The organism is Pseudomonas duriflava (genome assembly GCF_007830155.1).
Classification (GTDB): Bacteria; Pseudomonadota; Gammaproteobacteria; order Pseudomonadales; family Pseudomonadaceae; genus Chryseomonas; species Chryseomonas duriflava.
In genome coordinates this window covers 180,092-198,128 of record NZ_VLKY01000002.1, presented here as the reverse complement: position 1 = coordinate 198,128, position 18,037 = coordinate 180,092, and the positions used below count along the sequence as shown (strand labels likewise).

Annotated in this window: 14 protein-coding genes; 4 read left to right on the top strand and 10 right to left on the bottom strand. The window is 56.5% G+C overall.

Annotated features, from left to right (window positions below; all coding sequences use genetic code 11):
- The first annotated feature begins 141 nt into the window (after positions 1–141).
- Positions 142–603 (top strand): GNAT family N-acetyltransferase, encoded by a 462-nt coding sequence (locus IQ22_RS03330; protein WP_145138033.1) that lies wholly within the window; start codon positions 142–144, stop codon positions 601–603.
- Positions 604–623: 20 nt separating this feature from the next.
- Here IQ22_RS03330 and IQ22_RS03325 read toward each other — a convergent pair whose 3' ends face one another.
- Together IQ22_RS03325 and IQ22_RS23135 are read right to left on the bottom strand one after the other, a co-directional pair.
- Entirely contained in the window at positions 624–2,870 is a 2,247-nt protein-coding gene (locus IQ22_RS03325; RefSeq protein WP_158635404.1) for an ATP-binding protein, read from the bottom strand.
- Positions 2,871–3,362: 492 nt separating this feature from the next.
- Positions 3,363–3,536: a hypothetical protein gene (locus IQ22_RS23135; protein WP_158635403.1), complete on the bottom strand. Its 174-nt coding sequence runs from the start codon at positions 3,534–3,536 to the stop codon at positions 3,363–3,365.
- A gap of 311 nt (positions 3,537–3,847) precedes the next feature.
- On the opposite strand from IQ22_RS23135, the gene IQ22_RS03320 reads away from it, so the two are divergent.
- Entirely contained in the window at positions 3,848–5,452 is a 1,605-nt protein-coding gene (locus IQ22_RS03320) for an inorganic phosphate transporter (RefSeq protein WP_145138026.1), read from the top strand.
- Positions 5,453–5,460: 8 nt separating this feature from the next.
- On the opposite strand, the gene IQ22_RS03315 is transcribed toward IQ22_RS03320, so the two are convergent.
- Positions 5,461–6,087 (bottom strand): class I SAM-dependent methyltransferase, encoded by a 627-nt coding sequence (locus IQ22_RS03315; protein WP_145138023.1) that lies wholly within the window; start codon positions 6,085–6,087, stop codon positions 5,461–5,463.
- A 547-nt stretch (positions 6,088–6,634) separates the two neighbouring features.
- On the opposite strand from IQ22_RS03315, the gene IQ22_RS03310 reads away from it, so the two are divergent.
- Entirely contained in the window at positions 6,635–8,056 is a 1,422-nt protein-coding gene (locus IQ22_RS03310; protein ID WP_425298834.1) for an enolase C-terminal domain-like protein, read from the top strand.
- A 73-nt stretch (positions 8,057–8,129) separates the two neighbouring features.
- On the opposite strand, the gene IQ22_RS03305 is transcribed toward IQ22_RS03310, so the two are convergent.
- Positions 8,130–10,403 (bottom strand): putative bifunctional diguanylate cyclase/phosphodiesterase, encoded by a 2,274-nt coding sequence (locus IQ22_RS03305; protein WP_145138018.1) that lies wholly within the window; start codon positions 10,401–10,403, stop codon positions 8,130–8,132.
- 449 nt (positions 10,404–10,852) lie between these two features.
- Here IQ22_RS03305 and IQ22_RS03300 point away from each other — a divergent pair, with 449 nt between their 5' ends.
- Positions 10,853–11,224, top strand: a complete 372-nt coding sequence (locus IQ22_RS03300) for a hypothetical protein (protein WP_145138015.1) — start codon at positions 10,853–10,855, stop codon at positions 11,222–11,224.
- A gap of 90 nt (positions 11,225–11,314) precedes the next feature.
- Here the strand turns inward: IQ22_RS03300 and IQ22_RS03295 are convergent, their stop codons facing one another.
- The 6 genes from IQ22_RS03295 to IQ22_RS03270 all read right to left on the bottom strand — a co-directional run bounded on the left by IQ22_RS03295 (position 11,315) and on the right by IQ22_RS03270 (position 17,968).
- Positions 11,315–12,109: an ABC transporter ATP-binding protein gene (locus IQ22_RS03295; RefSeq protein ID WP_244308908.1), complete on the bottom strand. Its 795-nt coding sequence runs from the start codon at positions 12,107–12,109 to the stop codon at positions 11,315–11,317.
- The gene (locus tag IQ22_RS03290; protein ID WP_145138010.1) at positions 12,106–13,119 is read right to left on the bottom strand and encodes a FecCD family ABC transporter permease; all 1,014 of its coding nucleotides are present in this window, start codon (positions 13,117–13,119) and stop codon (positions 12,106–12,108) included. Before IQ22_RS03290 ends, IQ22_RS03295 begins: the two co-directional genes overlap by 4 nt.
- Positions 13,119–14,171, bottom strand: coding sequence for a FecCD family ABC transporter permease (locus tag IQ22_RS03285; protein WP_145138008.1), 1,053 nt, complete (start codon positions 14,169–14,171; stop codon positions 13,119–13,121). The genes IQ22_RS03290 and IQ22_RS03285 overlap by 1 nt, the downstream gene beginning before the upstream one ends.
- Positions 14,168–15,118, bottom strand: a complete 951-nt coding sequence (locus IQ22_RS03280; protein WP_145138006.1) for an ABC transporter substrate-binding protein — start codon at positions 15,116–15,118, stop codon at positions 14,168–14,170. The genes IQ22_RS03285 and IQ22_RS03280 overlap by 4 nt, the downstream gene beginning before the upstream one ends.
- A gap of 12 nt (positions 15,119–15,130) precedes the next feature.
- The gene (locus IQ22_RS03275) at positions 15,131–17,338 is read right to left on the bottom strand and encodes a TonB-dependent siderophore receptor (protein WP_145138004.1); all 2,208 of its coding nucleotides are present in this window, start codon (positions 17,336–17,338) and stop codon (positions 15,131–15,133) included.
- Between the two features lie 378 nt (positions 17,339–17,716).
- Entirely contained in the window at positions 17,717–17,968 is a 252-nt protein-coding gene (locus IQ22_RS03270) for a DUF2790 domain-containing protein (RefSeq protein WP_145138002.1), read from the bottom strand.
- Positions 17,969–18,037 lie beyond the last annotated feature (69 nt).

Here is an 18,037-nt window from a genome sequence, read left to right as displayed (position 1 = left end):
CCAGGCACAGGTCTGGCCTTTAGGGGGCAGCCCAAGTACTAACTGTCGAGATCCGGGATAGCCGCGCCTTTAGAGCCGTTACGCTGGTCACGGGCGGGGTGATCATCAACAATAGCGGATCACCTCGTCCGGGAGTTATTCATGTCCATTCGCTGGGTTGCTGCTCATCACGCTGAACTGTCCAAGGACACCCTTTACGCCATCCTGGCCCTGCGCACTCAAGTCTTTGTGGTTGAACAGGCATGCCCCTATCAGGAGGTGGACGGGCGGGACCTGCTGGGCGATACCTGCCATGTCATGGCGTGGGAAGACGAGGCGCTACAGGCTTATCTGCGTCTTCTCGACCCAGCGTACCACGACGGCGAAGTAGTGATCGGCCGCGTTGTAACCGCACCAGCTGCACGTGGGCGTGGGCTAGGGCATGCACTCATGGAGCAAGCGCTGCAGGTCTGCGCACAGCGCTGGGCAGGCTTGCCTGTTTACCTGTCCGCCCAGGCGCACCTGCAGGAATACTATGGCCGCTACGGTTTCACACCGGTCACGGCTGTTTATCTTGAGGACGATATTCCCCATGTTGGAATGCGGCGTCACGTAGAATCCTAGCGTAGCCGCATTGCGCCAGGTCAGTCAGCGCTGCACTCGTCCGGGCTGTCCGATTGGATAAGGGTGTTTTCCCGTCTGCCGTTGACCATTTCATGTACACGTGCGGCGAAGGCATCCATCTCAAAAGGCTTGGTGATAAGCGCCATGCCAGGCTCGAGAAAACCCTCGGCCGCCGCGGCGGCTTCCGCATACCCGGTCATGTACAACACGGGCAGGTTGGGGCGGACTTCACGGGCGGCCTCGGCCATTAACCGGCCATTGACCACAGGCAGGCCCACATCGGTTATCAGCAGGTCCACCGGCGTATTGGATTGCAGAATGATCAGGCCGGCACCGCCATCGATGGCTTCCAGTGTGCGATATCCCCATTCACGTAATGTCTCGACAATCAGCAGGCGTACACTGCTTTCATCCTCAACTACCAGCACGACCTTGCCTGACTCGGCGAGCGGGGTCTCCATTGGCCGGGCCGGTGCATGTGCGTCGGCAGTTACGTCTTGCTGGCTACGCGGCAAGAGCAGCGATAGGCGAGTACCAACGCCGATCTGGCTGTCAATCCGGACGGCCCCTCCGGATTGGCGAACGAAGCCATAGACCATGGATAGCCCCAGCCCTGTCCCTTGGCCAATAGGTTTGGTCGTGAAGAAGGGGTCAAAGGCGTGGGTGATTACTTCGCTGGACATTCCAACGCCGCTATCGATCACTTGTAGGCAGACGTACTGGCCTGCTTTGACTTCATAAGCCTGTGCCTGCACATCATCGAGCGTCAGGGCAGAGGTTTCCAGGATCAGGCAGCCTCCGTCGGGCATGGCATCGCGGGCATTGATCGCGAGGTTCAGGATGGCGCTTTCCAGTTGATTGGGGTCGCACAACGTTGGCCACAGCTCGGGCATGAGGCGAAGTTCAAGGGAAACGGTTTCGCCCAGGGTTCGGCGCAGCAGGTCTTCCATAGAGGCGACTAGCTGATTGATGCGTACAGTACGCGGGTCGAGTGGCTGGCGTCGGGAAAAGGCCAGGAGGCGATGGGTCAGCGCGGCGGCCCGGTCGGTGGAGCTCATGGCCAGTGCGATAAACCGGCCAATCTCGTTCGACCTGCCTGCGGCGAGGCGTTTTTCGATGAGGCCGAGGGACCCCTTGATACCCATCAGCAGGTTATTGAAGTCATGGGCGATACCCCCGGTCAGCCGGCCCACCGCTTCCATTTTCTGGGCTTGACGCAGCGCATCTTCGGCCTGCTGAAGCTCGCGTGTACGGGCCTGTATCTGCTCCTCAAGGGTCTCGGTGATCTGGCGCAGCGCCTGCTCAGCCTGCACGCGCTCCGTTACGTCGGAGCCCTGGCAGAACACCCCGGTAATCTGGCCTTCGGCATTGGTAAGCGGTTGGTAGACAAAATCGACAAAGCGCTCTTCGAACGGCGCGCCAGGCTGGCGCTGCAGTTGGATAGCGTTCTGCTTGCCGACAAACGCTTCGCCTGTGCGATAGACCTGATCGAGTAGTTCGAAAAAGCCTTGCCCTTCGACTTCGGGCAAGGCCAGACGAGCCGGTTTCTGATGAACATCGCGATAGCCGATCAACTGCTGGTAAGCCGCATTCACCAATTCAAAAACATGATTGGGGCCCCGCAGAACCGCGATGAACCCTGGGGCACGCTCGAACAGCTGGCGCAGGAACTCCGTTTCTGCCATCAATTGGCGATTCGCGGCCCTGACAGCCTCGCGCTCGACCTGTAAGGCCGCGTTGGCCTCCCGTAGCGCCCGCTCGGTTTCGCGCAATTGCCGTGTCGTGAACACTGTTGCAGTGGTTTCGGTGCATGCGCAGAACATTCCGGCTACAGCACCGGTTTCGTCGCGGATGGGGCTGTAGGAGTAATTAAAATAGGTCTCTTCGGCGTAACCGTTCCGCTGCATGACCAGCTTCTGATTCTCGAACCAGGTCGCTTCACCGGCCCACGCTCGTTCGATTGCTGGGCTCAGTACGTCCCAGATATCGGCCCAGAGCTGCTCAAATGGTTGGGCCAGCGCCCAACTGACCTTGGCACCAAGGATCGGTCGGTAGGCATCGTTGAAGAGAAAGATCTGTTCTGGACCCCATGTGAGAAACATGGGATGACCTGAATTGAGCATGATGCTTACAGCGGTCCGTAAGGATTGCGGCCATTGTTCTGGGTGTCCCAGCGGTGAGTTGGACCAGTCGTGGTCCCGCATCTGGCGACCCATGATGCCGCCGCCCGCTAAAAAGGCCATGGGCAGTGTTACGGGGTCGTTCATCGAACGGGTCATTCCGGGCGGAGTCCTTGTTGGTGTAGGAGCGGGTAAAGCTTACCGCTGCCGGTATGGCATCTGCAGTATAGACAGCGTCTGTGCGGTAGGGTGGCTATAGGCGGTAGACACGCACTATAGCTAAAAGCTTACACGTACCCGAGAGGGTTGGCGCTAGGCTCGGGATCACAAGATCCGTATTCTGTGTACATCGGATGCAGCGCAGGACGCGCTCAGTTAGATCAAGGATGATGACCAAGCCAGGATGGCAGCTTGATAGGATGTTGAGTACGGTCAGCAGAAACCCGCTTCGGCGGGTTTTTTCTTGCCTATGAAAAAGCCAGCGCCTGCAACTATCCAGAACCGTAAGTCGGCATGGTTAATGCCAGCAGTATCCTGGAATGACCGGCAATGGGCGCTCTACAGCAGTGCTCGGGCTGGCCTGATCTTCCCAGCCAGTCTTCAGGCCGCACCCCTAGCGTCAGCTCAAGATAGCGGCGATCAGGTAAAAAAGCGGTAGAGCAAATACCAGGTTAGGCCGATCAGCAACAGGGCCACGGCCCACTCCAGCACATTGAACGGATTGCGCCTGTTGATAGGACGATTGGTGTTGCGTTTGGTCTGGGCAATGAGCGCGCGTTGGCTGGCCCATGTGCGAAGAGCTTCAGGCTTCATAATGATTCTCCAGTGACCGAAATAGATTCAGCCGGCCGACCTGCTGCCCATCTGATCGGCCTCCACTCCTAACCCTAGCTCTCTTGTGTTACAGCGGTATAGCCAGCCTCAACAGTGGCATGGCGAAAGACGCTGCTAGTCAGCATGCGCCGTTCCGGTCACGGCACTGTCATGTTCGTGCGGCATAAGTGGAGCGATCAAGCCTGCCGTTATGAGCCCCGGAGGCTGATCTGGCCAGCGCGAAGAGGGCCATTGCCCATCGGTTCTTCAAGACGCTGACGCATTCACACGCGTGCATAGCAGGAGACCTCATGGCCAATCACACAACGTCAGGACATCCACCCCGGCTGGATATGCCACCGCTCTCCAAGACAAGCCTGCTTTTTGCTGCGCTCTTGGCGGGGTTTACGCTGTATTTCATGATTTGGGGCGCTCGTTACACCGAAGGCCATCAGACGCCGCTGTTCATCCTGGCCACACTGTTCGGCCTGTTCATGGCTTTCAATATTGGCGGTAACGACGTAGCCAACTCGTTTGGCACGAGCGTAGGGGCCGGTACGCTGACGATCCGACAGGCTCTGCTTGTGGCGGCCATCTTTGAGGTAAGTGGCGCCGTGATCGCCGGAGGCGAGGTCACCCAGACTATTCGTGGCGGTATTGTCGACCTGGGCGCGATGGCGGTCACGCCGCAGGACTTCATTTTTATTATGACGTCGGCCCTGATTGCAGCGGCCTTCTGGCTACTGTATGCGACACGCAAGGGGTATCCGGTCTCCACGACCCATTCCATTGTCGGGGCAATCGTAGGCAGTTCGATCGTTTTAGGTATCCTGATGAGCGGCACAGATGCGGCTTTATCACTGGTGCATTGGGATAAGATTGGGCAGATCGCTATATCCTGGGTGTTATCTCCTGTGCTGGGCGGTCTGGTGGCGTATACGCTGTTCTTTCAGATCAAGAAGCACATCCTTTCCTACAACGAGCGGGCCGACGAAGTCCTGCAAGACATTCGTCAGGAAAAGCAGGCGCATAAGCATCGCTTCAAGGAAGCCTTCGAGCGGTTGTCCGAGATTCAGAAGATTTCTTACACCCAGGCCATGGCGCGAGACATGCAGGCGCTGACCGACCGCGATTTCCGACCGGACGATCTGGAGTCCGACTACTACCGCGAACTGTATGCGATCGACCAGCGCCGCGAGCATCTGCACGCCCACCGTGCGCTGGAGCAGTGGGTGCCCGTGATTGCTGCCGTCGGCGCCATGATCATCACGTCGATGCTGCTATTCAAAGGGCTCGAACACATGAACATCGGGCTCAGCACGCTGCACAACTACCTGGTCATGGGCATGATTGGCGCTGCGGTCTGGATGGCTACATTTATTTTTGCCAAGACGCTCAAGAGCGAATCGCTTGGCCGCGCTACCTTTCTTATTTTTAGCTGGATGCAGGTGTTTACCGCGTCGGGGTTCGCTTTTAGCCACGGCTCTAATGATATCGCCAATGCCATCGGCCCCTTTGCGGCCATTTTGGGGGTACTGAAGTCCGGTGAGATTGGGTCCGAGGCTGCCATTCCTACCCTGGCCATGGTGACCTTTGGCGTGGCGCTGATCGCTGGGCTCTGGTTTATCGGCAAGGAAGTTATCCAGACCGTTGGCCACAACCTGACCGCCATGCACCCGGCGTCTGGATTTTCTGCCGAGCTGAGTGCTGCGGCCGTGGTTATGGCTGCTTCCTTACTGGGGCTGCCGGTGTCGAGCACGCACATCCTGATCGGCGCCGTGTTGGGAATTGGCCTGGTCAACCGGCAGACCAACTGGGCGCTGATGAGACCGATTGCCCTGGCTTGGGTGATTACCTTGCCAGCAGCGGCCGTGATCAGTGCCGTGGCCTTTCTTCTGCTGCGGGCGATCTTTTGATCGGCTCACTACTGGCGGGGCGTCGCGGTTCCCCAGTAACTGTAGGTCAGCGGACGTGGCCCTGGCAGGTAGGCTTTCTCCAGCGTATCGGGTTGAAAGCCGGCTTGCCTCAATAGCTGCGGAATATCGCGGTTGAGTTGGCAGCCACCCGCCAGACGGGACCACGCGGGAGTTAACCGATCCTGCCAACAACGTACCGAGGCGTCAGGCGCCGCACCATGCTCGCAAAAGATAAGACGGCCCTGGCGCTTGAGGACGCGGTGCATTTCTTTTAATGCTGCCAGCGGATCGGGAATGCTGCACAGTGAATACGTTATGACAACTGTATCGAATTGAGCCGCCTCAAAGGGAATGCGCTCGGCGGACAGCCCTACCAGCTCAACCGTCAGTCCTGTCTGCTGAATACGCTTTGCCGCCAGCGGGTGCATGTCAAGTGCAGGGTCCAGCCCTACGATTCGCTCTACCCTGGTGCGGTCGTAGTAGGCCAGATTCAGCCCGGTACCAATACCGATTTCCAGCACATGGCCACAGGCCAGGGGAATCAACGATCGTCGCTGCACTTGGATGGGCTTCAGGCTACAGGCAAAATCCAGCAGATACGGCAATACGTGACGGTTATACCAAGTAGTCGACATGGTGATGCAAGAGCCCTCTCGGTGCGATGGCGCGGCTGGGAAAAGGCGAATGTACTATGTGCTGCTTGTCATACAACTTAAGTCGCAGGCCATATGGCCTTTAAACAAAGTATGGCCAAACGATAAGCATGAAGATCTGGGCTTTTAAGGCTGCGTCTTAGATTGTTCGCCACACTTAGCACTATTTCTGCTCATGATTTCTTTTTTGTTGCAATCCCAGTGTGCTGATTTTGCAGATTGACAGACTGCCATAAGCTTCCAATAATCGCCTCAAGTCATATGACAACCTGATGCCTCAACAATAACAAACTATGTAGTCGGGGTCCTGCCATGATGATCGAGGCCCGATCACCCTTTCGCCGTTTCATTACGAGACGGCAAGCCGCACTTCGCCCGTCAGGAGCCGTTAGGCCATTCTGGCTCCAGTGCTCTCCCGTTTCGCTTTCATTCGTATCCTTTTTAGCCTTAGAACAGGATGGCCGGCTCGATCTTGCCTTGCCGTCGTGCTCGTGGGCTTTCTATCGGCAGACGGCCTAATGCCGTCGACATGTGGAGCAGAATCCTGATGGTACAAGAAACGCCTACCGCTACCCCGCACGTGACGGATATGCAGGTCATTCCGGTTGCTGGTTACGACAGCATGTTGCTCAACCTGTGCGGCGCCCACGCCCCTTACTTCACGCGTAATCTCGTCTTGCTGAAAGACAGCGCCGGCCGCACCGGGGTTGGCGAAGTACCCGGCGGCGAGGGTATCCGGAAAACGCTTGAGCGCTGTTGCAGCTTGGTCGTTGGCCAGCCCATCGGCCGTTATAACCGTATCCTTAATAGCCTGCGCGATACGATCGCAGGGCGTAGCAGTGGTGCACCGCAGGCGACTCAGCATCAGGTTACTTCAAGCGCCGAAGCAGAAGTGCTTAAGCAGCCGCATGAGATCAACCTGCGACTCGATAACGTTATTACAGCCGTCGAAGCCGCTCTGTTGGACCTGCTGGGTCAGCACCTTGGCGTACCCGTCGCAGAGCTGCTAGGCAGTGGTCAGCAGCGCGACCGTGTACCGATGCTGGCGTACCTGTTCTACATTGGCGACCGCACCCGAGCTGATCTGCCCTACCTGACGGGCGAAGGCGCGAGCGAGGAGTGGTATCGCCTGCGCCATCAGGAGGCTGTCACGCCGGAAGCCATCGCCCGTCAGGCCGAAGCCGCCGCGGCGCGATACGGGTTCAATGATTTCAAGCTCAAGGGCGGTGTGATGCACGGCAGCGAAGAGATGGAAGCCATCGCAGCCATCAAGTCACGCTTTCCAAAGGCCCGGGTCACGCTCGACCCCAACGGCGCCTGGTCGCTCGACGAGGCGATTGCCTTGTGCAAGGGGCAGGGCCATCTTCTGGCCTATGCCGAAGACCCGTGCGGCCCAGAGAATGGCTATTCCGGCCGTGAAATCATGGCGGAATTCAAGCGTGCCACGGGCATTCCAACCGCGACTAACATGGTGGCAACCGATTGGCGCCAAATGGGGCATTCCTTCCGCCTCGACGCGGTTGATATTCCCTTGGCCGATCCGCATTTCTGGACCATGCAAGGATCGGTACGGCTGGCGCAACTGTGCGAGGAGTGGGGCCTGACCTGGGGTTCGCATTCCAACAACCATTTCGACGTTTCACTGGCGATGTTCACCCATGCGGCCGCTGCCGCGCCGGGCCGGATCACGGCCATCGATACTCACTGGATCTGGCAGGAAGGACAGGAGCGGTTAACGCGCGAACCGTTGCAGATCGTTGATGGGCAGGTGAGCGTGCCGGAAAAGCCTGGGTTGGGCATCGAGCCTGACCTCGATCGGATCATGCAGGCCCATGAGTTGTACAAGAAAGTCGCCACGGGTGCCCGTGACGATGCGATGGCCATGCAGTACCTGATTCCCGGCTGGAAGTACGATCCCAAACAGCCCAGCATTGGTCGTACACCGCGTTAAACGGGGCGTCTCTCTATAGGGTGGGCCTCTCATGCCCTTAGCACCGGCATGAGGGGCCCGGGGCTCGCAAGAGTCACTGGTTTGCCGCCTTTGAAGCAAACGCTGCGAAGTCGTTAGCGGGAAGCGGCGGAGAGAACAGGAAACCCTGGTAATACATGCAGCCGTTCTCGATCAGAAAGGCGCGCTGGGAAGAGGTTTCCACGCCTTCGGCGATAACGCCGATCCCCAGGCCGCTGGCGAGTTGAATAATCGACTGGATAATCGCCACGCTACCGGTGTTCGGTAGCCTGTGAATAAAGGATCGGTCGATCTTCAGCTGTTCGAAGGGCAGCCTGTCGATATAGCTGAGCGACGAATACCCCGTTCCGAAGTCATCTAGAGAAAATCCGATGCCCTGATGCTGCAAGGTCGCCATGTGCAGGCGCGCCTGGTCGAAATCATTGACCAGAACGGACTCGGTCAGCTCAAGTTTGATCCGGTCCGTCTCGATATGAAAGGCGTGAAGGGTGTCTCTGATCGTAGTAGGAAAGTCAGGCTGATGGAGATGGTGGGCACAGACGTTGATGGCAAAGGGGATCCGAGAAAGCACTGCATGGCTGCTCCAGTGCTCGACCTGTCGGCATACCTCTTCCAGTAGCCAGATATCCAGCTTGGGCATGATGCCCGCTGCCATAGCCACCGCTAGAAAACGGTCCGGGGCAACCAGGCCCCATTGTGGATGCTGCCACCGCAACAGCGCTTCTGCGCCGATAATGACGCCTTCTTCATTAAACTGCGGCTGATAAAAGACTAAAAATTCATTTTGCCTGAGCCCTTTCCAGATCTCGTTTTCCAGGTTCAAACGTTGAGTAAGCGCCTCTTCGATGCGGCTGTCGAAAAAACAGATGTCGTTTTTCCCGGTCGCCTTGGCTTCATACATTGAGAGGTCTGCCTGTTTGAGAATTTCTTCGCCAGACAACGCGGTGTGCTCATCGAACAGGGCGATGCCAATGCTGGCACTGATTTGTACCTCTTGGTCCAGCTGAAAAGGCTCACGTAGGGCATGCAGTGCTTTCAGGGCAACCCGGTTGGCCTGCCGTCCCGCCTCGTCTGAAGAGCTGGCCAGGTTTTCAAGCAGGATGACAAACTCATCCCCGCCGAGACGCACTACCGTGTCGCTCGGCCGCATGAGTGTGCGCAGGCGCTTGGCTACGTGGATAAGGACAACGTCACCTTTGTCGTGCCCGTACAGGTCATTGATTTTCTTGAAGCCGTCCAGGTCGATGAACAGTAATGCTGCATGAGTATGGTTGCGTTTGCACAGGCTGAGGGCAATGCTCAAGCGGTTCATCAGATAAAGGCGATTCGCCAAGCCGGTCAGAACATCGCTGAAGGCCAGTCTCTTGATCTGAGCGTCATGTTCGTATCGCTGGGTGACATCGCGGGTTACCAGCACGACGGAGCGGCGAGGAAACGTCGGCGAGTGGATCGGCTGTACACGGGCTTCGAAGTGGCGGGTTTCCGCTGCCGTACGGTAGGCGTATTCGATATTGGCCGGCTCGTTGCCGTCCAAGGACTTGCGAATAGCGCTCCGAATGCTCTGGGCATCGTCTGGAGCAAAGAAATGTTCGATGCGTTTACCCGTCTTGTCTCTCGAGCCTGACTGGTTATTTCGTGTCTGGCTTCCTGCTGCTTCCAGATAGGTGCCGTCTTCATCCAGGACATACAGCGAGTCAGGAATGGCTTCGGTAATAGCTCTTAAATGTGCTTCGGCTTCTTCTAATGATCTTTCTGTTTCGCGCCGCTGCTGCTGTTGTTTGAGCAGTACACCCAGCGCCGCGGTGGCGGCGGGCATAAGCAGAACCAACAGAAAAGCGGTTTCTTCATGAAACGCCGGCCCTAGATCATTAAATACGTTAAGAACCACCACCGAAACGGCATGAATGGCAAGCCCAAATAAAAAGAGTGCGCCGGGGCTTTGCTTATCCAGCGTCGAGAGGGGCGAAAGGGGCCAGGCGCGATAGAGCAGGCCGATACCTACAGCCATATAAAGATTGAGAATGCCTGACGTGGTACCCGCCCCGCCCAGCCAGAAACGGTAGAGACTTGCCAGAGTGCCTGCGACCAGGCCTACCAAGGGGCCGCCGATTAAAGAGGCAACGCTGACCAGTACCAGCCGGGTGTCGACGATTACGCCTGGCTGCACGGGGATGGAATAGGAAATCACGGCGATACCGATCAGGCCAAAGCAGAGCCCGGTCAATACGCGATGGGCTACTGGGCGGAGCTGTTTGGCATAGCTTAATTGCGAATGCAGCCAGCAACAGCAGATAAGGAGGGCAACGTTACTAATGAATTCCTTAAGCATACCTATACCTTGAAGAGCCTCATACGGTTTCGGGCACGAAAACGATGTCCTGTACGGGCATGCCTGTTCCTGGCGCTTGGGATATTCCAATAACTAAGAGGTGAAGTTTGCCTGGGTTAAGACTCGCGCGGCCTGCCAATGCTCAATGGAGTTACTTTTCGCAGGAGAGGTTCGCCGATAGACAGTAGTCATCAGGCACTTCTTTGCAGTGTAGACGTAGCGGTTACGAAGTACGATTTTCCATGGCGCTAAGGTTAGGCGTGCCGAGGAAAAGTTATCGGTATGTTCTTATGGACTTATCAAGAGCCGCCCAATACACCGGCGGAGTCCTGAGAAAAGTAAGGAATCCGTATTTATTTCAACTATGTCAACAAACTAACGCCAATTTCTCGCGTAATTTCTAACACTGGCTATGCTAAAGGCGTCAACTCGCTACAGTGAGCGCCGCTATGAAGAAGAAACGCACACTTTGGCAGGATGCCGCGAAATTCCGACAGGGATGGTGGACGCCGGTGAAAGACCAGGGCTATGCCTTGTGCATGAAGCTTTCAACGGATCGCCAGCTCTGGCTGGATCAGTTATATGTAGCCTGTATGGGTATTAGTCGAGGCTGGGGTTGCTACCTCGTTACCTATATTTTCCTACTAGCCCTTGGGCTGCCTCAACACAACACAACCCATACCCTTGCAGGCGGACTCACGCTGTTTCTGATCGGGTTCAACCCGTACCGTGTGTTCTGGCGCAATGTATTCGTGGATCGCCCGCGGCACCAAACCTTGCAGCCCGCGAAACCTGACATGAACGCTACCTTACCCTCCTAGAGGCAGGGAGCCGCTGGGCTGACACTTCGCAGCGTTCATGCGCATGCTTTTCTCCAGGACGTAGCCTTCGCGCCCTGTTGCGGCAGGAGGTTAGCGTGGCACTACCAGCGGGGTGCCAGAAACGGGATCGCTGATCACGACACAGCGCAGGCCAAAGAGTGCTTCTATGTTTGAAGGCGTGATGATTTCTGCAGGGCTACCTTCGAAGAGGATACGACCGTCACGCATGGCAATGAGGTGATCGGCATAGCGACAGGCGTGGTTAAGATCATGCAGCACGGCCACTAGGGTACGGTTGCCGGTTTCTTTGAGGTTACGCAGTAAGTTGAGTAACTCAATCTGATGCGCAATATCGAGAAAGGTGGTGGGCTCATCCAGTAGCAGTACGGGTGTTTCCTGAGCAAGGGCCAGGGCGATCCATACCCGCTGGCGTTGGCCGCCGGAAAGGGTATCTACTTCCCGGTCAATCAGCTCTAGGGTTGAAGTCGCTTGTAACGCGGCAAGTACTGCACGCTCATCTTCGTCGCTCCAGGTAGAAAAGGCCCTCCGGTAGGGAAAGCGACCGCGCGATACCAATTCACCAACCCGGATGCCTTCCGGCGCCTGTGCACTTTGTGGCAGCAGCCCTAATCGCTGGGCGACTTCGCGGGTGCTGTAGTCACTAATCACCTTGCCGTCCAGATGTACCTTGCCTGCGCTGGGCCGAACCAGACGCGACAGGCCCCGCAGCAGGGTAGATTTGCCACAGCCGTTAGGCCCGATGATCACGGTAAAGCCTCTATCGGGGATGGCGACCGAAATGTCATGGCAGATACGCGTGCTGCCGCAATCCAACGACAGCTTGTCGCTATACAGCCGGGACGGATAGGAGACATGGATATTCATAAGGTCCGGCGCCATTGGCTTGCTAGCAGATAGATAAGGTAAAGGCCGCCCAGGGCGCCGGTCAGCAGCCCGACCGGGATCTGGAAAGGCGCCAACAATCGCTGTGCCAGCAAATCAGCAGCTGCGGTGAGTAGCGCGCCCATGAGCGCTGGCGCAACGATGCCAATATCACTGGTATGAGTTAGCCGCTTCACGAGTTGCGGGGCCGCCAGTGCAATAAAACCAATCGGGCCAGCCGTAGCGATGGCCAGGGCTGTTAACGCCAGGGCTACCAGAAGAAGGGCATACTGACTGTATGCAACCGGTAGACCTAAGGCTTCCGCCAGGTCGTTGCCTAGCTCCAGCAAGCGCAGGCGTTGCCCCAGCTGCGCGGCGATCGGTAACAGCAAGGCGCAACCGCCCAATACCATTAACGCTTTGCTCCAGGATAGGCTATCTAGGCTACCAAACAGCCAGAGCCGGGCCTCCTGAGCGTCGTCTAGTTCAGCGCGAGTCAGCAGGTATTCATTCAGCGCGGCGAGCAGTGCGGCGATGGCGATACCAACCATGATCATCCGCTCTCCTCGGGCTTGAGCAACGTGAGCGATACCCGTCACCAACAGAGCTGACAGCACGCCGCCTAGAAGCGCTCCCAGGATTACCGCGTTGCCACTTAACTGCAGCAACAGCAGAGTGACTAGCGCACCACTGGCCGACCCGACAGTAAAACCTACCAGGTCGGGACTGGCCAGGGGGTTACCGGCGGTGCGTTGGAAAATAGACCCGCTGACGGCCAAGGCTGCGCCTATACCCAGTGCGGCAAGAAAGCGCGGTAGGCGCAGGTCCAGAATGATCAGGTTGGTCAGCGGGTCGCCATGACCCAGTAGAGTAGCCAGTAAACGTGAAGCGCTGGGGTCATACTGTCCGCCAGTAAGCGTGGCCAGGCACAGCGCCATACAGCCCAGCAGCAGATAAAGCTGACAACGTTTTAGCAGAGGATTGGCGTGAGGGGCGAAACGAAATTTCGACATCAGCGTGACCTGCGCGAAAAGTGAATAATCAGACCCAACAGCACCGGCGTGCCGATCAGCGCACAAACGATCCCTACTTCCAGCTCGCCTGGCAGTACGATCAATCGACCGAGAATATCGCTGACTAATACCAGGGCAGCTCCGGCTAACGGTGACAACCACATGATCCAGCGCCAATCCTGACCTACCAGCAGGCGCAGCGCGTGGGGAACTACCAGGCCGACAAAGCCGATAGGCCCTGCCGCGGCGGTGGCACTGCCGCAAAGCAGTGTAATAGCCAGAAAGCTCAGCGCTCGTACCTGCACGGGTTGGGCGCCAAGCGCAAGGGCAAGGTCGTCGCCTAGCGCCAGGGCATTAAGCTTGCCGCCCAGGGACAAGGCAATGACTGCTCCTAATCCAATGACCGGCAACAGGACCGAATAAAGACCAGGGGGTGGACTGTTCAGCGCGCCTACAGCCCAGAACCGATAGCTGTCAAAGACGGCACTGTCGAATAACGTAATGATCCCGGTACAGGCACCTAAACTGACACTGATTGCAACGCCTGCCAGCACAAGTCTCGTATGTTGATTCTTACCGTTACTGGAGCCGCCCAGGATATACACCAGTACCGCACAGAACGCTGAACCACCCAGTGCCGCTGCGAGACGGACCCCTGCATCGTCAATGCCGAATAGGCTGAGGCCAACCACTACAGCAAACGCGGCCCCTGAATTGATACCCAATAAGCCCGGATCGGCCAGCGGATTACGCGTCAATGCCTGTATCAGGGTGCCCGCCAGACCCAGCGCGGCGCCTACGAGCAGGCCGAGCACTGTACGCGGCAGACGCATTTGCCAGATAACTACGCTGTCCGCCGAGCTATCGGGAGCCATCAGCAAATCCACTACATGATGGCTACTCATGTCTCGGGCGCCCAGGCTAAGGCTAGCCAGGATAACGATCAGCAACAGGCTGCATAGGGCTAATGCCGTTAACAAGGCACGCCATGGAAAGGAAATTGCCGGCGATGCGGTTGTGTCTGCTATAACCGGTGAGGGCCGATCGTTCATATGGGCCTTACCGTATCGGTCAGGGTATCCACTATGTGCCGGCAGGCAGAGGGACCGGCATTAAGGTAGAAAGCGTCAGCATCGATTCGGATTGCACGGCGATTACGTACCGCCTCCAGGTAATTCCACAGTGGCTGCTTTTTCAAACTGGCAAGACCAGAGCCTTGATCCGCGTAGAAAAGCCAATCGGCATCAGCCATATCCAGGCGTTCCGGGCTGATATCAAGAGAGTTTCCCTTGAACTGCTGAGCATGTGGCCGAGCCAGGTTTAGCGCATCACTAAGACCACCAACCAGGGAGCCTCTACACATCAGACGTAAACGGGGGCCGCTGGCGAACAGAAAAGACACGGTTGGCGGCCTCGAGCCCTGGCTACTTGCAAAGCGTTGCATATCGGAGTCGAGTCTTGCCAACCAGTTATGTGCTTCGTGAGCGCGACCCAGAGCATTGGCAATTATCAAAAAGTCATGACGCCAGTTCGCACCATAGCCGCGAGTCACCACAGTGGGTGCGATGCGTGAGTACAACTGGTATCCGTTGAACTTGAGCGCGGTCTTGTTGAGAAGGATCAGATCAGGAGCCAATTGCGCCAGCGTTTCAATGTCCGGTGAACCACGGCCGCCCAGGTCGGTTATCTGTGCCAGCGCTTCACGCTGCTCCGGAAACGCTTTTTGTAGATAGCCTGGGGTCAGTTCATGGTTATCGACACGGGTAACACCGACCGGTACCAGCCCTAGCGTCAAAAGACCATCCAGCTGGCCCGTGGAAATCGCCACTACCCGCCGTGGTGCGTGTGGGATCAGCGTTTTGCCAAGAAGGTGATTGACCCGCCTTGGCCACTGTTCACTGGCGGGCTCCATAACAGTGGCCAAGGAAAGTGCGGGTGCGGCAGCAGTCAGCGCCATTGCCGCACTTGTGGCACGCAGAAACGTACGGCGGTCAAGCATGTTTGAAAGTCATTAGAATTCTAGCGTCGTAGACAGGATCACCTGTCGGCTGTCGCCTAGATACACGTAATAATTGCTGGCTGCTGCCGTGTAATAAGTGCGATCAAACAGGTTTTTCACGTTGAGCTGAAACTTTACCTTGTGATTGAGCATTCGCGTGTCGTAACTGGCAAAAGCATCGGCCACGGTGTAAGACGGCAACTTGAACGAGTTCTCCGAGTCGCCTTCTCGTTCGCCAACGTAACGGGCACCAGCACCTATGCGAAGCTTATCGCCTCCCCATATCTCACCCATGTCATAGACTGCCGACAGCGACGCGGTGTTGCGCGCTACGTTGGCAAGGTTGTTGCCTGCATAGTCAGGGTCTTCAGTGACTTCGGCATCGGTGTAGGCGTAGGCGCCAATCAGGCTCCAGCGCTCTGTGAGCTGGCCGGAAACATCCAGTTCCACACCACGAGAACGTACCTTTCCGGCATTGCGCATGGTGATTACACCCGCGTCGTCAGCTTGGGATACCAGTACATTCTTTTTGTGAATGTCATAGACCGCGAGAGTCCCTGTCAGTCTGCCAGGGATATCAAGTTTGGCTCCAATCTCCCAGGACTTGGACTCTTCAGGCTTGATCGTAGAATCGATGATCTGGCCTGTACTTAACGGTGCGACAGTCGAATTAGGTTTTAACGATTCGGCATAACTGGTGTAGAACGAAAGCTGATCATTCAGCTTGTACACCAGACCGGCCCGCGGCACCCATTTCTGGCCATTGATGTCGGTATTGGCGGTAAAAGGGCGCCCTCTACCGGCATATTGATCATAGATCTGGTAGCGTCCGCCCAGCACAACGATCCAATGATCGTCCAGGTGGATACTGTCCTGCAGGAATAGGGCATCCTGGCGAAGCTTGTCGGTCTGGTCGCTCTGGCTGGCAACCACGTTATCCGATGTCCCAACGGTGCCGTAGACCGGATTGGTATAACTCAGAACGCTGTCATCGCCACGTACCAGGTCTGCCCGGAAATACTTGCGCTTTTCCGAATCCACACCCACCAGCATGTCATGCTGCATATCCAAGAGCTCAGTGCTTCCCGTCAGGCTGGCGGTAGCGAAGCTGTCGGTGCTGACAGCACCATGGGTACCGTCAATACGGCGGGTTACTGTCTGGGTAGTAGTGTCGATACCCGTAACACGCGCCTGATTGTCATCATAGGTCTCGCGGTTCCAGCTATAGCCAAAGTGACCGTTCCAGTTTTCGTTGAACTGATGATCGACCTCGAACTGAGTAAGGGTCGAGCGTCCTTCCCTGACGTTGAACGGTTCATCCAGACGGCGAGTTGCCGAGATATGCAGTGGACGGTTGGTCGTAGGGTCAATCACTGTGCCACGATCAAATGGCGAGTCGTACTCACGCTGCTCAAAGGACAGCCTTACTTGAGTATTGTCGCCATACCAGGCAAGTGAAGGCGCTATGAGTTCGGAGCGATCGTTGCCAAAACTACGCCAGTAGTCTTCGTCGCTGTAATCTACGATAAGACGGTAAGCCAGGCCGAAATCGCCGATAGGACCTGTAGAGTCAAATTGGCCACCACTACCGTTTTTTCCATTGCCATAAGTGGAAACACGAGCGGTAACCGCGTTATAGGCGGTCAATTGCGGTTTTTTAGTCACTACATTGACCACGCCGCCAGGATCCTGGATGCCGTACAGCAGTGAGGCCGGGCCCTTGAGCGCTTCGACGCTTTCTGTCGTAGCGGTCAGGCTGCGACCCTGCACCACCGGGGCGCCGTCACGCATGATGGAGCCATCACGGTTGTCACCGAAACCGCGTTTCATCACGGCGTCCAGCACTCTACCCAAGGTATTGCCTTGGGTAATGCCGCTAACATTATGCAGCGCATCATCAATAAAGGCTGGGGCCTGATCTTTGATCACTTGCGCGGGCACGATCGTCACGCTTTGCGGACTTTCTTGAACAGGCGTGCCAGAACGCAGGATGTTGGAGATAGGAGGAGGTTGATAAGTGGTGCCGGCAGGTGAGGACTCGCCAACGATAGTGGTCGGACCTAGATTGAGCTCGGCTTTCTGGTCAGGATTGGTATCTTCAGAAGTTGTTGCGGCAAGTAGTGGATCAAGCTGTAGCGTACTTGCTATGGCGATGACGCTTAAGTTTAGCTTAATAAATTTACGTCCATCTAAAAGCTCTTTTAGAACGCGGGATTCCATAAAAAACTAAACTCAAATAAAAGCGTTTCTTATTATCATTACTTTGTAACAAATTTTCAATCTTCAGATCCCATCAAGACCGTGCTTTGCAAGCGCAGCAGCGGTCTTTGAGAACGGGCGGAGTGACCCGGCGATAGCTTTTGTCTCGGCGGTACCAGGCGGCCCTATTCGAGCCGCCTGGGGAGGGAGCGAGAGGAGTCAGGCGTTTGCTTGAGAAACCACATGCTGCAAAGACTATGACGTCTGTCGAGGCTATAAGCGCTTGTACACGTGAAGCCACTGAGCGGGTATCACTCGTGTCGGAATGTGGCGATCCAAATAGCCCCGAACGGTCGTGATTTCGAAGGCAAGAAGCCTTTGTCTCCTGCTGGAGTACGCTTAGTTATTGGTGCACCCAGTGCCCATGACGGAGTACTCGATGGTGTGACGCTGACCTTGATGGTCTTCATAGGTCATATGTACCGGCACCACGCTGCATACATCAGCGGGTTGTTCCAGGTCGATCACCTTGGCGATATCCAGCTGAGTCGAATAGGTGTATTGCTCTACAACAGGGTGTTCCGCTGCATGAGCCAGCGATACCGTCAGCGTGGCGCAGGCAGCTGCAAACAGGGTTGTTAAACGTTTCATTATCATCACTCCTATAACGCAAATATGATCGGCTTCAACGGTTTTGCCGTACTGAAGCATGCGAAACGG